The following is an 18,361-nucleotide window of genomic DNA, read 5'->3' as shown; positions in this document are numbered from 1 at the left end:
GTGGGAGGCGGCGAGGCGTCGGACACGCTCAGCTGTGGTCTCGTCCCTTGCCGAACATCAGCAGGACGACGAGCAGGAGCAGCAGGATGGCCAGCACGGTGCCGCCGACGGCGTAGGGGCTGATCGACGTGCTGCTGTGCTCGGTGGTCTCGGCGAGACGGATGACGGCGCTCGACATGGCGCACAGCCTACCGGGCACCGGCCACCGGCCGCCGCGCCCCTCCCCCCGCTCGCGGGTCGCGCACTCAGCGGATGTGGCCGTCTCCGGTGACGACGTACTTCGTCGAGGTCATCTCCGGCAGCCCCATCGGGCCGCGAGCATGGAGCTTCTGGGTGCTGATCCCGATCTCGGCGCCGAAGCCGAACTCACCGCCGTCGGTGAAGCGCGTCGAGGCGTTGACCAGCACCGCCGCGGAGTCGACCGCGGCGACGAACCGGCGGGCGGCGCCCAGGTCGTCGGTGACGATCGCGTCGGAGTGCTGGCTGGAGTAGCGCCGGATGTGGTCGATGGCGGCCTCGAGCGACGGCACCACGCGGGCCGAGATGTCGAGCGAGAGGTACTCCCTCGCGTCGTCGTCCTCGGTCACCTCGACGACCCCGTCGTGGGCCTGGAACGCGGCGTCGCCGTGGATCGTCACGCCCCCCTCCTGCAGGGCCGCCACGACCCGGGGCACGAACTCCGCGGCCACCGACTCGTGCACCAGCAGCGACTCGGCGGCGTTGCAGACCGAGGTGCGGTGGGTCTTGGCGTTGAGCACGATCGCCAGCGCCTTGTCGAGGTCGGCGCCGGCGTCGACGTAGACGTGGCAGTTGCCGACCCCCGTCTCGATGACCGGCACCGTGGACTCCTCGACGACCGAGCGGATCAGCCCGGCCCCGCCGCGCGGGATGAGGACGTCGACCAGGCCGCGGGCACGCATCAGCACCTTGACGCTCTCGTGGGAGTCGCCCGGGACCAGCTGGACCACGTCGGCCTCGAGCCCGGCGGTCACCACCGCCTCACGGAGCGCCTCGACGATCGCCCGGTTGCTGGACCGGGCGCTCGACGAGCCCCGGAGCAGCACGGCGTTGCCCGACTTCAGGCAGATGCCGGCCGCGTCGGCGGTGACGTTGGGCCGGGCCTCGTAGATCATGCCGACCACCCCGAACGGCACCCGCACCTGACGCAGCTCGAGCCCGTTGGCCAGCGTGCCGCCGCGCACCACCTCGCCCACCGGGTCGGGCAGGCCGGCGACGTCGCGCAGCCCCTGCGCCATGGCCTCGAGCCGCTCGGGGGTGAGCCGGAGCCGGTCGATGATGTTGCTCGGGGTGCCCCCGGCCTCGGCGCGCCGGATGTCGTCGGCGTTGGCGGCCAGGATCGACTCCTCGTGGCTCCCGAGGGCGACCGCCATCGCCTCCAGCGCCGCGTCCTTCTGGGCACGCGTGGCGACCGCGAGGGCGTAGCTCGCCGCCCGGGCCCGCTCGGCGGCCGCGATCACCTCGTGCTCGTCGGTCATGGGTCCCAGGGTAGTCACCCCGACACCCGGCGCGGCGGGAGTCCCACACCGCCACGGTGGGCCAGAATCCGGCTCGGACGAGGCAACCGAACCGGTGTGAGGTGCGTCTCACCAGATGACCGTCCGTCACATTCTCAGGGGGAGCCGTGCGCCGATTCCGTCCACTCGCTGCCAGCCTTGCTGTCGCAGCCCTGCCCGCCACCGTGCTCGCCGTCGCGGCGCCCGGTGTGCTGCCGTCCGCCGGCGCCGCTCCCGGCGTCCCGCCGATCACGCTGACCGCACCCGACACGGTCACGGTCAGCAGCTACAACAACTGGATCTACGACCCCCTCGGGGTGCGGGTGACCGCAACCGACGAGGCGTTCGAGGTCTGGTCGCACCGGGCGTCGTACGACGACCCGATCACGTCGGAGTGGCGCAGCGGGACGATGTCGGGCGCCCTCCCCGAGGGCAGCATGACGACGTTCAACGAGCTGTCGCGGTTCTACACCCTGCGGGTCCGCCGCGCCGACGGCACGATGGCCACCCGCCGGACGCCCGGCGCCTGCCTCAACGACGGGGTGACCCGCAACGGTCCGGACTCGCCGCTGGTGTCGCCCTACCCGGAGGGCTGCCCCTACAACCCCTACACCCTGGGCAGCGTGATGGGCATCCAGCGCGGCTGGAGCGCGACGCTCAACAACTGGAGCCACCCGCTGCGCCTCAAGCCCGGCACGTTCACGGTCACGGCCGTGATCGCGCCGGCCTACCGAGCCGCCCTGGGGATCAGCCTGGAGGACGCGCGGACCACGTTCACCATGGTCGTGACGCCCGGCACCGGCTGTCGACCCTCCACCGTCGACCTCCGTGGCTGCCGCACCACCGCTCCGGCGGCGCCACGGCCGGCCGCCGCGCGGCCGCACGCGGCCCGACCCGCGCAGGCGCAGTCCGGCGCCGTCTCCGGACCCCTGATGGACCTGCGCACCCTCCCGGCGTTCGGGATCTCCCTCAACGGCAAGGGCACCGCCCTGCGGTTCGGCGCCACCGTCTGGAACGCCGGCGACAGCCAGCTGCTGATCGACGGGTTCCGCCGGCCGGGTGAGGACGTGATGGACGCCTACCAGTACTTCTTCGACGCCGACGGCAACGAGACCGGCTACCAGCAGGTCGGCCAGATGCACTGGCACGAGGGCAACCACCACCACTGGCACTTCGAGGACTTCGCGCAGTACGAGCTGCTCAACGCCGACATGAGCCTGGCGGTGCGCTCCACGAAGCAGTCCTTCTGCCTCGCGGCCACCGATGCGGTGGACTACACCGTGCCCGGCGCCGACTGGCACCCGTGGAACACCGACCTCTCGACCGCCTGCGGCGGCTTCGAGGCGCAGAGCATCCGCGAGGTGCTGCAGGCCGGCAACGGCGACACGTACTACCAGTTCCGCACCGGCCAGGCGTTCCGGCTCGGCTCGCTGCCCAACGGCATCTACTACATCAGGGTGACCGCCAACCCCGAGGGCAACCTGATCGAGGGCAGCACCGACAACAACACCTCGCTCCGCAAGATCCGGCTCGGCGGGCAGGGGAAGGACCGTCGCGTCAAGGTCTTCCCCGTCGGCCTCGTGGACGAGAGCCTGTCCGGGTTCTTCCGACCGGCCGCGCTGCGAGCGCGCTACGCCGGCTGACGGAGAGCCCGCGCATGACACGGTCCTTCCGGGTGCACCCGGAAGGGCCGTGTCACCTCGACGGGTGGGCGCTCAGCCCTTGCGGGCGGTGACCTTCTCGGTGAGCGCGGGCAGCACGGTGTGCAGGTCACCGACGACCCCGAAGTCGACGAGCTCGAAGATCGGTGCCTCGTCGTCCTTGTTGACCGCGACGATCGTCTTGGACGTCTGCATGCCCGCGCGGTGCTGGATGGCGCCGGAGATGCCGGCGGCGACATAGAGCTGCGGTGACACGGTCTTGCCGGTCTGGCCGACCTGGTAGGTGTGCGGCACCCAGCCGGAGTCGACCGCGGCCCGCGAGGCACCGACGGCGGCGCCGAGGGAGTCGGCGAGGGCGTCGATGGGCTCGAAGTTGCCGCCGGTGCCGCGGCCGCCGGAGACCACGATCGCGGCCTCGGTGAGCTCGGGGCGCCCGGTGGCCTGCCGCGGCTGCGAGGCGATGATCTGCGCCGTCTTGGCCGCGTCGGACACGGTGACGGCGACCTCGGTGACGGCCGCCGCGCCGGCGACCTCCTCGGGCGTGGCGGCGTTGGGCTTGACCGTGATGATCGGAGTGCCCTGGGTGACCTTGGCGGCCACCGTGTAGTTGCCCGCGAACACCGACTGGGTCGTCACCGGTCCACCGTCTCCGGCCTCGACGTCGACCGCGTCGGTGATCAGCCCGGAACCGAGCTTGATCGCCAGCCGGCCGGCGATCTCCTTGCCCTCCGCGGAGGACGTGATCAGGATCGCCGCCGGGCTGGCCGTCGCGGCGACCTGCTGGAGGGCCTCGGCCTTGGGAGCCACGAGGTAGCCGCGGATCTGCGCGTCGTCGATCGCGTAGACCTTCTCGGCGCCGTAGGCACCGAGGGTCGTCGCGGCCGCGGCGGCCTGGCCGGCGGCTCCGATGAACACCGCCGACGGCTCCCCCAGCCGGCGGGCGATGGTCAGCAGCTCGAACGTGGGCTTGCGGACAGCACCGTCGACGTGGTCGACCAGCACCAGGACTTCGGACATGACTGTGCTCCTGCTCGCTCTCGGGCTGCTCAGATGAACTTCTTGGACGCGAGGAAGTCGGCCAGCGCCTGCGCGCCCGAGCCGTCCTCGTCGGGCACGACCTCGCCGGCGCTGCGCGGCGGACGGGCCGTGGTCTCCGCGACCTCGGTCCAGGCCACCGACAGCCCCACCTGCGAGGCGTCGACACCAAGGTCGGCCAGCGAGTAGGTCTCCATCGGCTTCTTCTTCGCCGCCATGATCCCCTTGAACGACGGGTAGCGCGCCTCACCGGTCTGGTCGGTCACCGACACGACCACCGGCATCGTCGCGCCCACCACCTCGGTGGCGGTGTCGCCGTCGCGGCGGATGCGGATCTGGTCGCCCTGGGTCTCCAGCAGCGAGGCGAACGTCACCTGGGGCAGCCCCAGCCGCTCGGCCAGCATCGCCGGCACCACGCTCATCCCGCCGTCGGTCGAGGCCATCCCACAGATCACCAGGTCCGCCCCACCGTTGGCAGAGCCGGCCTTCTTCACCGCCTCGGCGAGCACCAGCGAGGTGGCCACCGCGTCGGAGCCGGCGATCGCGTCGTCGACGACGTGCACGCCCTGGTCGGCTCCCATCTGCAGCGCCTTGCGCACCGCGTCGACGGCCTTCTCCGGTCCGACGCACAGGGCCGTGACCGTCACCTCGTCGCCGTCGCGCTTCTCCTTGACCTGCAACGCCTGCTCGACGGCGTACTCGTCGAGCTCGGACAGCAGGCCGTCGGCAGCGGCCCGGTCGACGGTGTTGTCGGCCTCGAACTTCACCTCACCGGACGCATCCGGGACGTACTTCACACAGACGACGATGTTCAACGGATCATCCAATCGTGCGGCCCGAGCGGGCCGTGTGGTCGGAGGGCCTCGGTCTATGCCGGAGGCCACGGACGTGCTCTGGTGAGGCTACCCGTCGGTATCGCGCCCCCGGTACCTGGCAGCGGGTGGAGTGAGTCACAGGGTCGGCCGTGGCTCAGCGCCCCACGAAGGTCGCCTTGCCGGGGCCGTTCTCGACGAAGGAGCCCATCCCGATGGCTCGGTCCTCGGTGGCGAACAGCGCCGCGAACTGCTGCCGCTCGATCTCCAGCCCGGTGTCGAGGTCGACCTCCAGGCCCCGGTCGATCGCCTCCTTCGCCGCGCGCAGGGCGTACGCCGGCCCGGCCGCGAACTGCCGCGCCCAGGTGAGCGCCTCGCCATGGACCTGGTCGGCCGGCACCACCCTGTCGACCAGGCCGATGGCCAGCGCCTCGTCGGCCGGGACGAACCGACCCGTGAAGACCAGGTCCTTGGCGCGGCTCGGGCCGACCAGCCGGGTCAGCCGCTGGGTGCCGCCCGCGCCGGGGATGATGCCGAGCTGGATCTCCGGCTGCCCGAGCACGGCGTCGTCGGCGGCGATGCGGATGTCGGCGCACAGCGCCAGCTCACAGCCGCCACCGAGGGCGTAGCCGGTCACCGCGGCCACCACCGGCTTCGGGATCCGCGCCACCGCGGTGAACGCCGACTGCAGCACCCCGGAGTGCTTGACCATGTCGGTGTAGGACATGGCCGCCATCTCCTTGATGTCGGCGCCGGCGGCGAACGTGCGCTCCCCGCCGTAGAGCACCACCGCGCGCACGTCGTCGCGCCGGGTGGCCTCGTGGGCCGCCGCCCGGATCTCCTCCTGCATCGCGGCGTCGAGGGCGTTGAGCTTCGGCCGGTCCAGGCGGATCGTGCCCACCCCGTCGGCCACCTCGAGTCGGACGAACTCGCCCATCTGGCTCCACCTCTCACCTGGTCGGCTGTCGCGCCGGGCGGCGTGCCCGGTCCGGTCGCGAGCCTAGCCCGGGGCGGCCTCGTGTCCGCCCGGGCCTGCCGTCGGCCAGAATGTGCCGGTGAGTCCGAACACGTGGAGCTGGCAGAGCCGTGACGAGACCGCTCCCGTGTGGCCGGGAACCCACCAGCAGCTGGGGGCCACCTGGAGTCCCGATGCCACGAACTTCGCCGTCTGGTCGCCCGAGGCGACCGGCATGTGGGTGTGCCTGTTCGACGACGAGGGCACCGAGACCCGCCACCGCCTCACCGAGCACACGCTGGGCGTGTGGCACGGACAGATCCCCGGCGTGCCCGTCGGCCAGCTCTACGGCCTGCGGGCCGAAGGGCCCTGGGACGTCGGTCACGGCCGGAAGTTCAACCCCGCCAAGCTGCTGCTGGACCCCTACGCCCGAGCGGTCACCGGCCAGCCCCGCTACGGGCCCGAGACCCTCCCTTACGTCGTCGGCTCACCCGACAAGCCCAGCCCGCTGGACTCCGCGGCGAGCATGCCCCGCTGCGTGGTCACCCACGACGAGTTCGACTGGGGCGAGGACCGGCGGCTGCGCACCCGGTGGCGCGACACGGTGATCTACGAGCTGCACGTCAAGGGCTTCACCCAGCTGCACAACGAGATCCCCGAGCACCTGCGAGGAACCTACGCCGGCCTGGGGAGCCCGACGGTCATCGACTACCTCAAGGACCTCGGCATCTCCGCGGTCGAGCTGCTCCCGACCCAGCAGTTCTTCACCGAGCCGGCGGTGGCCCAGCGCGGCGATGTGAACTACTGGGGCTACAACTCCATCGGCTTCTTCGCGCCGCACGCGGCCTACTCCTCGTCGGGCGACCGCGGTCAGCAGATCACCGAGTTCAAGCAGATGGTGAAGAGCTTCCACGAGGCGGGCATCGAGGTCTTCCTCGACGTCGTCTACAACCACACCGCGGAGGGCGGCGCCCTCGGGCCGGCGTACTCCTTCCGGGGGCTGGACGACCACGGGTTCTACAAGCGCGCCGGCACGCCGGGCGACGCCTACTGGGACGTCACCGGCTGCGGCAACACCGTCGACACCACCAACCTGGCGGCGCTGCGGCTGATCCTCGACTCGCTGCGCTACTGGGCCGCGGAGATGCACGTCGACGGCTTCCGGTTCGACCTCGCCTCGGCGCTGGCGCGGACCGGTCACGACATCGACATGCGCAGCGCCTTCCTCACCACGATCAGCCAGGACCCGGTGCTGCGCTACGTGAAGCTGATCGCCGAGCCGTGGGACGCGTCGATGGACGGCTACATGGTCGGCTCGTTCCCGCCCCCGTGGGTGGAGTGGAACGACCGCTATCGCGACACGATGCGCGACTACTGGCGGGCCTCCTCGGGCGGCATCCGCGACGTCGCCTCGCGGCTGGCCGGCTCCTCCGACCTGTACGCCGACGACGGCCGGTCGCCGTACGCCTCGGTGAACTTCGTGACCGCCCACGACGGCTTCACGCTGCGCGACCTGGTGTCCTACAACGAGAAGCACAACGAGGACAACGGCGAGGACAACCGCGACGGCTCCGACAACAACCGCTCGTGGAACCACGGTGTCGAGGGCGAGACCGACGACCCGGCGATCCTCGCGCTGCGGCGACGTCAGGCGGCCAACATGATGGTGACGCTGTGCCTGTCCAACGGCTCACCGATGATCACCGCCGGCGACGAGCGCGGCCGCACCCAGCGCGGCAACAACAACGCCTACGTCCAGGACAACGAGGTGTCGTGGGTCGACTGGCGGCCCGACGACGCGTGGCTCGACGTCTATGAGTTCACCAAGGCGGCGCTGCGGCTGCGACGCGAGCACGCGACGCTGCGCCAGCGGCACCACTTCGTCGGCACCCCGACGATCGACGGCGGACCCAAGGACCTGGCCTGGATGCACCCCACCGGGCGGGAGATGTCGGCCAAGGACTGGTACGACGCCGACCTGCACACGGTCGGGATGTTCGTCTCCGGCGACCCGCTGCGCTCCCCCGGCCCGCGCGGCCAGCAGCAGCACGACTGTTCGTTCCTGATGTGGTTCAACAGCGGGCCGGAGCCGGTCGACCTGACGCTGCCGCACAACCAGTGGGTCAACCACGGCGAGGTCGTGCTGTCCACCGACCCGGCCCTCGCGGTCGGTGCCCCCGTGGCCTCCGGGGACGCACTCACCCTGGCCGGCCGGGCGGTGCTGGTGCTCCGGCAGACCGACCACACTCCGTAGGGGTTGCCGCTCAGCCCGGCAGGGCCACCAGCCCCAGCTCGGCGACGGAGGTGAGCGAGGGGTGCCGCGGGACCACTCGGACGGTGTAGCCGAAGGCACCCGAGTGGTCGATCGCCACGGCGGCGTCGAAGCGGAACCGGCCGCCCTCGTAGGTCTCGGCCACCGCCATCGACGTCACCTCGACCGAGTCGTCGAGGAGCAGGTCGTCGGGCGTGGTGGTGCCGGCGACCACCTGGACGTCGACGTCGGCCGGGCCCAGCTCGCCGAGCGCAACGAAGGCGCGGACGGTCAACGTCGCACCCACCTCCGGAGCGTCGCCCACCCCACTCGACTCGACGTGCTCGACCCGCACGCCCGACCATGAGGAGCGGACCCGCTTCTTCCACCCGGTCAGCTCGCGCGCACCGGCGAAGTCGGAGTTCAGGGCTCGCGCGTTGTGGGCGGCGGGGGCGTAGAGGGTGCGGACGTAGTCGCGCACCATCCGGCGCGCCAGCACCTTGGGCCCGAGGGACTTCAAGGTGTGCCGGACCATCTCCAGCCAGCGGGGCGGCACCCCGTCGGCGTCGACGTCGTAGAACTTCGGGGCGACCTCGTTCTCGATCAGGTCGTAGAGCGAGGTGGCCTCGAGGTCGTCGCGCCGGTCGGGGTCGTCCACGCCGTCGGCCGACGGGATCGCCCAGCCGTTGGAGCCGTCGTACCACTCGTCCCACCAGCCGTCGAGGATCGACAGGTTGAGGCCGCCGTTGAGCGCCGCCTTCATGCCGGAGGTGCCGCACGCCTCGTAGGGCCGCAGCGGGTTGTTGAGCCAGACGTCGCAGCCGGGATAGAGCGGCTGCGCCATCGCGATGTCGTAGTTGGGCAGGAACACGATGCGGTGCCGGACCTCCGGGTCGTCGGCGAACCGCACCAGCTCCTGGATCAGCCGCTTCCCGCCGTCGTCGGCGGGGTGCGACTTGCCGGCGATCACCAGCTGCACCGGTCGCTCGGGGTGCAGCAGCAGCGCCTTGAGCCGCTCGGGGTCCGACAGCATCAGCGTCAGCCGCTTGTACGACGGCACCCGGCGCGCGAAGCCGATCGTCAGCACGTCGGGGTCGAGTGCTGCGTCGGTCCAGGAGTACTCCGCGGGGGCGAAGCCGCGCTTGGCGTAGGACTTGGCGAGCCGGCCGCGCGCGTCGAGCACCAGCCGCTCGCGCAGCACCCGCTTGAGGCCCCAGATCTCCTTGCCGGGGATCTTGTCGACCAGGCTCCACAGCTGGTCGGGGTCCTCGTCGACGTCGACGCCGTACTCCGCGGCGAGCTCGAAGATCTCCCGGGCCACCCACGTGGAGGCGTGCACCCCGTTGGTGATGGAGCCGATCGGCACCTCGGCCTCGTCGAAGGCCGGCCACAGCCCGTTGAACATGCCGCGGGAGACGTGCCCGTGCAGCAGCGAGACGCCGTTGGCCCGCTGGGCGAGCCGGAAGCCCATCACCGCCATGTTGAACACGGCCGGGTCGCCGCCGTCGTAGTCCTCGGCGCCCAGCGCCACGATCCGCTCCACCGGCACGCCGGGGGTCGGGCTGTTGCCGCCGAAGTACTGCTCGACCAGCTCAAGCGGGAACCGGTCGATGCCGGCCGGCACCGGGGTGTGGGTGGTGAACACCGTGCCCGCGCGCGACACCTCGAGCGCGGTGTCGAAGTCGAGGCCCGGGCCACCCTCGGCGACCGTGAGCTCGCGGATCCGCTCCAGGCCGAGGAAGCCCGCGTGTCCCTCGTTGGTGTGGAACACCTCGGGGTCGGGGGCGCCGGTGAGCCGGGAGTAGACACGCAGCGCCCGCACGCCGCCGACGCCCAGCAGCAGCTCCTGGCGCAGCCGGTGCTCGCTGGTGCCGCCGTAGAGCCGGTCGGTGACCTCGCGGAGGTGCTGCGGGTTCTCCTCCATGTCGCTGTCGAGGAGCAGCAGCGGCACCCGGCCCACCTGGGCCACCCAGATCCGGGCCACCAGGTCGGGGCCGTCGGGCATCGCGATCGTGACCGTGGCCCGGGAGCCGTCGGCCTCCCGCAGCGGCGTGATCGGCAGCTCGTCGGGGTCGAGCACGGGGTAGGTCTCCTGCTGCCAGCCCTCACGGGAGAGCGACTGCTTGAAGTAGCCGTACTTGTAGAGCAGACCGACGCCGACCAGCGCCACGCCCAGGTCGGACGCCGCCTTGAGGTGGTCGCCGGCGAGGATGCCGAGACCGCCGGAGTACTGCGGGAGCACGTGGGTGATGCCGAACTCCGGGGAGAAGTAGCCGATCGCCGCCGGGGCGTCCTCGCCTCCGCGCTGGTGGTACCACCGCTCGTCGGTGAGGTACGCCGTCAGGTCGGCGTGCGCCGCGCCGAGGGCGGCGAGGAACTCCCCGTCGCCGGCGAGCTCCTCGAGCCGGGCCCGGCTCACGGTGCCGAGCAGGCGGACCGGATCGTGGTTGACCTGCTCCCAGACCTCGGGGTCGACCGTCCGGAACACGTCCTGCGTGGGTGGGTGCCACGACCACCGCAGGTTGGCGACCAGCTCAGCCAGCGGCTGCAGCTCGGCAGGAAGGACGGGGCGGACGGTGAATCGTCGGATCGCTCGCACGAAGGGACGTTAGCCGAATGTTTGGATCGTTCCAAGCCCGTCCCGGGCCCAGGGCGGGATTTTGCCGACCCCGACGGCGGGCGGCCCCGGTCGCCTTGCATCGGGCGTCGGACTTCGCAAGGGTTGTCGCATGGTCGGCCGCATCCCCGTCATGCACGTGACACCCCTCGTCGACCGGGGTCGGCTGCCCGCCAAGGCCACGGTCGGCGAGCCGTTCCCGGTCACGGCGAGCGTGTTCCGCGAGGGGCACGACAAGCTCGCCGCCGAGGTGGTCCTGACCGGCCCCGACGGCAAGCGGCGCGACCCGGTGCGGATGGACCCCGACGGCGGTGTCCCCGACCTCTACCGCGCCTGGGTCACCCCCGACGCCGAGGGTGCCTGGCAGTTCGAGGTGCAGGCCTGGTCCGACCCCCTCGCCACCTGGGCGCACAACGCGGGCATCAAGGTCCCTGCCGGCGTCGACGTCGACCTGATGTTCACCGAGGGCCGGCTCCTGCTCCAGCAGGTCCAGAAGCGCCTCCCCCGCAAGGACGACGCGTGCCGGGCCATCGTCAAGGCGGCCCTCGAGGCGGCGCGCGACACCAAGAGGCCGGTCGAGGCGCGGCTGGCGGCACTGCTGGCGCCCGAGGTGCGGGCACTGATGCGCAAGCACCCGATCCGCGAGCTGGTGACCGTCGAGGGCCCCTTCCCGGCGTACGCCGACCGGTCGCGCGCCCTCTACGGCAGCTGGTACGAGTTCTTCCCCCGCTCGGAGGGTGCGACGCGCGACGCGGCGACCGGCGCCGTGACCAGCGGCACCCTGCGCACCGCCGCCGAGCGGCTGCCCGCGGTCGCGGCGATGGGCTTCGACGTGATCTACCTGCCGCCGATCCACCCGATCGGCGAGGTCAACCGCAAGGGGCCCAACAACACGCTCACCCCCGGGCCCGACGACACCGGCTCGCCGTGGGCCATCGGCAGCAAGGACGGCGGCCACGACGCCATCCACCCCGACCTGGGCGACTTCGACGACTTCGACGCATTCGTCGCCCGCGCCCGCGACCTGGGTCTCGAGGTGGCCCTCGACCTGGCGCTCCAGGCGGCCCCCGACCACCCTTGGGTCACCTCCCACCCCGAGTGGTTCACCACGCGCGCCGACGGCACCATCGCCTACGCCGAGAACCCGCCGAAGAAGTACCAGGACATCTACCCCGTCAACTTCGACAACGACCCCGAGGGCATCCGCGCCGAGGTGCTCCGGATCGTCCACCTGTGGATGTCCCACGGGGTCCGGATCTTCCGCGTCGACAACCCGCACACCAAGCCGGTGGAGTTCTGGGAGTGGCTGCTGGGCGAGGTCCGCCGCACCGACCCCGACGTGGTGTTCCTCTCCGAGGCGTTCACCCGACCGGCCATGATGCACGCGCTGGGCTCGGTCGGCTTCCACCAGTCCTACACCTACTTCACCTGGCGCACCGCCAAGTGGGAGATCGAGGACTACCTCCGCGAGCTCTCGGGCGGCTCCGACCACCTGATGCGGCCCAACTTCTTCGTCAACACCCCCGACATCCTGCACGCGTTCCTGCAGTACGGCGGCCCGCCGGCGTTCAAGATCCGCGCGGTGCTGGCCGCGACCGGCTCCCCCAGCTGGGGCGTCTACGCCGGCTACGAGCTCTACGAGCACGTGGCGGTCCGCCCCGGCAGCGAGGAGTACCTCGACTCCGAGAAGTACCAGATCCGGGTCCGCGACTGGGCGGAGGCGGAGGCCAGCGGCCACACGCTGGCGCCGTACCTCACCCGGCTCAACGAGATCCGCCGCGCCCACCCGGCACTCCAGCTGCTGCGCAACCTCACCGTCCACGGCAGCGACGACGACTCCGTGCTGGTCTTCAGCAAGCGCGCGCCCCGTGACGCCGGCGACGACGACGTGGTGATCGTGATCATCAACCTCGACCCCCACGGCACCCGCGAGACCTCGGTCCACCTCGACCTGCCCGCGCTCGGCCTCGACTGGCAGGACTCCTTCGTCGTCCACGACGAGATCACCGGGCAGTCGTGGACCTGGCACGAGCACAACTACGTGCGGCTCGACCCGCACCACGAGCCCGCCCACGTGCTGACCGTGCGGAGACACACGTGAGCCAAGCCACCGGCCAGACCGGTCTGTCGACGACCGACGAGGACCAGCCGGAGTGGTTCAAGACCGCGGTGTTCTACGAGGTCCTGGTCCGCTCCTTCCGCGACTCCAACGGCGACGGCGTCGGCGACTTCAAGGGCCTGATCGAGAAGCTCGACTACCTCGCCTGGCTCGGCGTCGACTGCCTGTGGGTGCCGCCGTTCTTCACCTCACCGCTGCGCGACGGCGGCTACGACGTCGCCGACTACACCAACACCCTGCCCGAGGCGGGCAGCGTCGACGACTTCAAGGCGTTCGTCCAGGCCGCCCACGACCGCGGCATCCGGGTGATCATCGACTTCGTCATGAACCACACCAGCGACGCGCACCCGTGGTTCCAGGCCTCTCGCAGCGAGCCCGACGGCCCCTACGGCGACTTCTACGTCTGGTCCGACACCGACGACCTCTACCAGGACGCCCGGGTCATCTTCGTCGACACCGAGCCGTCGAATTGGACCTGGGACCCAGTCCGCCAGCAGTACTTCTGGCACCGCTTCTTCAGCCACCAGCCCGACCTCAACTTCGACAACCCCCGGGTCCACGACGCGATGCTGGAGGCGCTGTCGTTCTGGCTCGACATGGGCCTGGACGGCTTCCGGCTCGACGCCGTCCCCTACCTCTACGAACGTCCCGGCACCAACGGGGAGAACCTCCCGGAGACCCACGACTTCCTGCGCAAGGTGCGCTCCTACATCGACGAGCACTACCCCGGTCGGGTGCTGCTCGCCGAGGCCAACCAGTGGCCGGCCGACGTGGTCGACTACTTCGGCGGTCAGCACACCGACGACGGCGCCTGGGTCGGCACCGAGTGCCACATGTGCTTCCACTTCCCGGTGATGCCGCGCATCTTCATGGCGGTTCGACGCGAGTCGCGCTATCCCATCTCGGAGATCCTCGAGCAGACGCCGGCGATCCCCGACGGCTGCCAGTGGGGCATCTTCCTGCGCAACCACGACGAGCTCACGCTCGAGATGGTCACCGACGACGACCGTGACTACATGTGGGCCGAGTACGCCAAGGACCCCCGGATGAAGGCCAACATCGGCATCCGCCGACGGCTGGCGCCTCTGCTCGACAACGACACCAACCAGATCGAGCTGTTCACGGCCCTGCTGCTCTCCCTGCCCGGGTCGCCGGTCCTCTACTACGGCGACGAGATCGGCATGGGCGACAACATCTGGCTCGGCGACCGGGACGGCGTACGCACGCCGATGCAGTGGACCCCCGACCGCAACGCCGGGTTCTCCTCGGCCACCCCGGGCCGACTGCACCTGCCGCTCGTGCAGGACCCGGTCTTCGGCTACCAGAGCGTCAACGTGGAGTCGCAGCTCGAGAACGCCTCGTCCTTGCTGCACTGGACCCGCCGGATGATCCATGCCCGTCGGCAGCACCCGGCCTTCGGCCTCGGCGAGTTCCTCGACCTCGGCGGCTCCAACCCGTCGGTGCTGTCCTACGCCCGCGAGTACACCACCGCCGACGGCCACCTCGACGTCATCCTGTGCGTCAACAACCTCTCCCGCTTCCCACAGCCCGTGGAGCTCGACCTGCGCCGTTACGAGGGCCGCCGGCCCGTCGAGCTGCTGGGCGGCGTGCCGTTCCCCCCGATCGGCGAGCTGCCCTACCTGCTGACCCTCTCGGGCTACGGCTTCTACTGGTTCCGACTCACCCGGCCGGCCGGCGCCGAGGAGGGTGCCACCCCGTGACCGACGACCTGACCCCCTATCTCGAGAACGCCCGCTGGTTCGGCGGCAAGGGCCGGCCTTTCACCGTGGCGGAGCCGCTCCACCTGGGCACCCTCGACGGCGACGCCGAGCCCCTGGTGTCGGTCCACCTGGTGCCGGTGCACTACGACGACGACGAGGGCGGCGTGGACTACTACCAGCTGCCGTTGGCCCTCTACCGCGACCCGCAGCCGCACCTCGACCACGCCTTCGTCGGGTGGTGGGACCGCGGCGACGGTGAGTACGTCCACGCCTACGACGCGGTGCACGACCGGGCGGCGATGGCCAGGTACCTCCACGCGTTCCTCGCAGCGGACCCGGAGGCCGACGGCGGGACCGCACCCGACTCCGGGCTGCGCTTCCGTCGGGTCCCGGGCCACGACCTGGACGCCGAGGCCCGATCGACGCTGTTCTCCGGGGAGCAGTCCAACTCTTCGGTGGCCTTCGGGGACGACTCGCTGCTCAAGCTGTTCCGCAAGGTCACACCGGGCGAGAACCCCGACATCACGCTCCACGAGACGCTCACCCGGGGCGGCAGCGAGCACATCGCCGCGCTCTACGGCTGGGTCGAGGCCGACGGCGCCGGCCGGGCCGAGGCTCCCGACGGGATGATGCACCTGGCCATGCTGCAGCAGTTCCTGCGCACCGCCAGCGACGGCTGGGACCTGGCGCAGGCCAGCGTGCGCAACCTCTACGCCGAGGCCGACCTGCACGCCGACGAGGTGGGCGGCGACTTCGCCGGCGAGGCGGCGCGGCTGGGCGAGGCCGTCGCCGAGGTCCACGCCACGCTGCTCGAGCAGCTCGGCTCCGAGGTGAGGTCGGCCGACCAGCTGGCCCAGCAGATGGTCGCCCGGCTCGAGGCCGCGCTGCCCGTAGTGCCCGAGCTCGCCGCCCACGAGGCGATGCTGCGCGACTCCTATGCCCGCTTCGGCGCGCTGGGCCGGCTGGAGACCCAACGCATCCACGGCGACCTGCACCTGGGCCAGACGCTGCGGACCGTGCGCGGCTGGAAGCTGGTCGACTTCGAGGGGGAGCCCGCCAAGCCGCTCGCCGAGCGCACCCTGCCCGACTCGCGCTGGCGCGACGTGGCGGGCATGATCCGCTCCTTCGACTACGCGGCCCGGGTCGTGGAGCGCACCACCGGCGGCGAGAACCCGGCCAGCGACGACCAGCTCGCCTTCCGGGCAGCGGAGTGGGCCGACCGCAACCGCGACGCCTTCCTGACGGCGTACGCCGGCCGGGAGCTGACCGACGACGAGCACGTGACCCTGACCGCCTATGTCGCCGACAAGGCCGTCTACGAGGCGGTCTACGAGGCCCGCAACCGGCCGACCTGGGTATCCATCCCGGTCGACGCCCTGGCACGGTGGCACCAGCGACGGCCATCCGGGTCGGAGGAACCCCCGCGGAGGAAGAGGGAGTCATGAGCGAGATCCACCCCATCGACCGCGCGGAGCTCGAGCTGGTCGTCCGCGGCGAGCACGGCCACCCCCACGCCGTGCTCGGGCCGCACGTCTACGACGGGGCGGTGACGGTGCGGGTCTTCAAGCCGCTCGCCGCGAGCGTGGTGGTGCGCTGGACCGCGGGCGAGGAGACCGGCGAGGTCACCCTCGCCCACGAGCACGGCGGCATCTGGGCCGGGGTCCTGCCGGTGTCGGAGGTGCCCGACTATCGCATCGCCGTCGCCTACGACTCCGAGCCCACCCTGATCGACGACCCCTACCGCTTCCTGCCGACCCTCGGCGAGACCGACCTCCACCTGTTCAACGAGGGCCGCCACGAGCAGCTGTGGAAGGTCCTGGGTGCGCACGTGCGCACCTACGACTCCCCCACCGGTGCCGTCACGGGGACCTCGTTCGCGGTGTGGGCGCCCGCGGCGCGCGGCGTGCGGGTGAAGGCCGACTTCAACAACTGGGACGGGCGCGAGCACCCGCTGCGCCAGCTCGGCACCTCCGGGGTCTGGGAGCTGTTCGTGCCCGACGTCGGCTCCGGCAGCCGCTACAAGTTCCTGCTGCTCGGCGCCGACGGCGAGTGGCGCGAGAAGGCCGACCCGATGGCGTTCCACACCGAGGTGCCGCCGTCGACCGCGTCGGTGGTCTATGCGTCGCACTACGACTGGGGCGACGACGAGTGGATGGCCCATCGCGGCGACCACGCGGCGGTGCAGCGGCCGATGTCGGTCTACGAGCTGCATCTGGGGTCGTGGCGCAAGCCGTGGGGGACGACGCTCAACTACGGCCAGCTGGCCGACGAGCTGGTCGCCTACGTCGTCGACCTCGGGTTCACCCATGTGGAGTTCCTGCCGGTGATGGAGCACCCGTTCGGCGGCTCCTGGGGCTACCAGGTGACGTCGTACTACGCGCCGACGGCGCGCTTCGGCGACCCCGACGGGTTCCGCTACCTGGTCGACCGGCTGCACCAGGCAGGGATCGGCGTGATCGTCGACTGGGTGCCGGCGCACTTCCCCAAGGACTCCTTCGCGCTGGCCCGCTTCGACGGGACCCCGCTCTACGAGGACCCCAACCCGACCCGCGGCGAGCACCCCGACTGGGGCACCTACGTCTTCAACTTCGGGCGCCACGAGGTGCGCAACTTCCTGGTCGCCAACGCGCTCTACTGGCTGCAGGAGTTCCACATCGACGGGCTGCGCGTGGACGCGGTCGCCTCGATGCTCTACCTGGACTACTCCCGCGAGGAGGGACAGTGGTCGCCCAACGTCTACGGCGGTCGCGAGAACCTCGAGGCGGTCCAGTTCCTGCAGGAGATGAACGCCACCGTCTACAAGCAGGTGCCGGGCGCGATCACCGTGGCCGAGGAGTCGACGTCGTGGCCGGGGGTGACCCGTCCGACCTCGGTCGAGGGGCTCGGCTTCGGGTTCAAGTGGAACATGGGCTGGATGCACGACTCGCTGGCCTACATGGAGCACGACCCCGTGCACCGGTCCTACCACCACGGCGAGATGACGTTCTCCACCGTCTACGCGTGGTCGGAGAACTTCGTGCTGCCGCTGAGCCACGACGAGGTCGTCCACGGCAAGGGGTCGCTGCTGCGCAAGATGCCGGGCGACCGGTGGCAGCAGCTGGCCAACCTCCGGGCCTACCTCGCCTTCATGTGGGCCCACCCCGGCAAGCAGCTGCTGTTCATGGGCGCCGAGCTCGGCCAGGAGTCGGAGTGGGCCGAGGCGCGCGAGCTCGACTGGTGGCTGCTCGACCACCCCGAGCACCGCGGCATGCAGTCGCTGGTCCGCGACCTCAACCGGGTCTATCGCGACACCTCGTCGCTGTGGGCCCGCGACAACGAGCCCGGTGGCTTCGACTGGATCGACGCCAACGACGCCGGACGCAACGTCTTCTCCTTCGTGCGTCGCGGCGGCGACGGCCCCGACCTGGTCTGCCTGGCCAACTTCGCCGCGCTGCCGCACGACGGCTATCAGCTCGGCCTCCCCTCCGCCGGTCGCTGGGAGGAGGTGCTCAACACCGACGCCGAGGCCTACGCCGGCTCGGGCGTCGGCAACCTGGGCGGGACCGAGGCGGTCGCCGGCGAGTTCTCCGGCCAGCCGGCCAGCGCCACGATCGTCGTACCTCCTTTGGCCACGGTGTGGCTCCGGCGGGCGTGACGGGTGTGGAGGTTCACCATGCTGAGTAGGTGAGACCGCACT

The 18,361-nt window shown here is 71.2% G+C and carries 12 protein-coding genes; 6 read left to right on the top strand and 6 right to left on the bottom strand.

Annotated elements, in window-relative coordinates; all coding sequences use genetic code 11:
• Positions 1–28 precede the first annotated feature (28 nt).
• Both R2740_RS09720 and R2740_RS09715 read right to left on the bottom strand, forming a co-directional pair.
• On the bottom strand, positions 29–178 hold the full coding sequence (locus R2740_RS09720; protein WP_371302484.1) for a hypothetical protein: 150 nt from the start codon (positions 176–178) through the stop codon (positions 29–31).
• Positions 179–245: 67 nt separating this feature from the next.
• Complete coding sequence (locus R2740_RS09715) at positions 246–1,496, bottom strand: glutamate-5-semialdehyde dehydrogenase (protein ID WP_371302483.1); 1,251 nt, start codon at positions 1,494–1,496, stop codon at positions 246–248.
• A gap of 146 nt (positions 1,497–1,642) precedes the next feature.
• Here R2740_RS09715 and R2740_RS09710 point away from each other — a divergent pair, with 146 nt between their 5' ends.
• Entirely contained in the window at positions 1,643–3,157 is a 1,515-nt protein-coding gene (locus R2740_RS09710) for a lysyl oxidase family protein (protein WP_371302482.1), read from the top strand.
• 72 nt (positions 3,158–3,229) lie between these two features.
• Here R2740_RS09710 and R2740_RS09705 read toward each other — a convergent pair whose 3' ends face one another.
• From R2740_RS09705 to R2740_RS09695, 3 genes are all read right to left on the bottom strand, one after another.
• A complete protein-coding gene (locus R2740_RS09705; RefSeq protein WP_371302481.1) occupies positions 3,230–4,192 on the bottom strand; it encodes an electron transfer flavoprotein subunit alpha/FixB family protein in 963 nt (320 codons plus the stop codon).
• A 29-nt stretch (positions 4,193–4,221) separates the two neighbouring features.
• Positions 4,222–5,025, bottom strand: coding sequence for an electron transfer flavoprotein subunit beta (locus R2740_RS09700; protein ID WP_371302480.1), 804 nt, complete (start codon positions 5,023–5,025; stop codon positions 4,222–4,224).
• A 154-nt stretch (positions 5,026–5,179) separates the two neighbouring features.
• Positions 5,180–5,959 (bottom strand): enoyl-CoA hydratase/isomerase family protein, encoded by a 780-nt coding sequence (locus R2740_RS09695; RefSeq protein ID WP_371302479.1) that lies wholly within the window; start codon positions 5,957–5,959, stop codon positions 5,180–5,182.
• A 118-nt stretch (positions 5,960–6,077) separates the two neighbouring features.
• Between R2740_RS09695 and glgX the strand changes: the two genes are divergently transcribed.
• Positions 6,078–8,231, top strand: coding sequence for a glycogen debranching protein GlgX (glgX, locus tag R2740_RS09690; protein ID WP_371302478.1), 2,154 nt, complete (start codon positions 6,078–6,080; stop codon positions 8,229–8,231).
• Between the two features lie 10 nt (positions 8,232–8,241).
• On the opposite strand, the gene glgP is transcribed toward glgX, so the two are convergent.
• Positions 8,242–10,827, bottom strand: coding sequence for an alpha-glucan family phosphorylase (gene glgP, locus R2740_RS09685; RefSeq protein ID WP_371302477.1), 2,586 nt, complete (start codon positions 10,825–10,827; stop codon positions 8,242–8,244).
• A 130-nt stretch (positions 10,828–10,957) separates the two neighbouring features.
• Between glgP and R2740_RS09680 the strand changes: the two genes are divergently transcribed.
• The 4 genes from R2740_RS09680 to glgB are packed head-to-tail and all read left to right on the top strand — an operon-like array spanning position 10,958 to position 18,319.
• Complete coding sequence (locus R2740_RS09680) at positions 10,958–12,946, top strand: alpha-1,4-glucan--maltose-1-phosphate maltosyltransferase (RefSeq protein WP_371302476.1); 1,989 nt, start codon at positions 10,958–10,960, stop codon at positions 12,944–12,946.
• Positions 12,943–14,685, top strand: a complete 1,743-nt coding sequence (treS, locus tag R2740_RS09675) for a maltose alpha-D-glucosyltransferase (RefSeq protein WP_371302475.1) — start codon at positions 12,943–12,945, stop codon at positions 14,683–14,685. Before R2740_RS09680 ends, treS begins: the two co-directional genes overlap by 4 nt.
• On the top strand, positions 14,682–16,130 hold the full coding sequence (locus tag R2740_RS09670) for a hypothetical protein (RefSeq protein ID WP_371302474.1): 1,449 nt from the start codon (positions 14,682–14,684) through the stop codon (positions 16,128–16,130). Before treS ends, R2740_RS09670 begins: the two co-directional genes overlap by 4 nt.
• Positions 16,127–18,319 (top strand): 1,4-alpha-glucan branching protein GlgB, encoded by a 2,193-nt coding sequence (gene glgB / locus R2740_RS09665; protein ID WP_371302473.1) that lies wholly within the window; start codon positions 16,127–16,129, stop codon positions 18,317–18,319. The genes R2740_RS09670 and glgB overlap by 4 nt, the downstream gene beginning before the upstream one ends.
• Positions 18,320–18,361 lie beyond the last annotated feature (42 nt).

Source organism: Nocardioides sp., assembly GCF_041393715.1.
Lineage (GTDB): Bacteria > Actinomycetota > Actinomycetes > Propionibacteriales > Nocardioidaceae > Nocardioides.
This window is presented reverse-complemented; position numbering and strand designations above follow the sequence as displayed.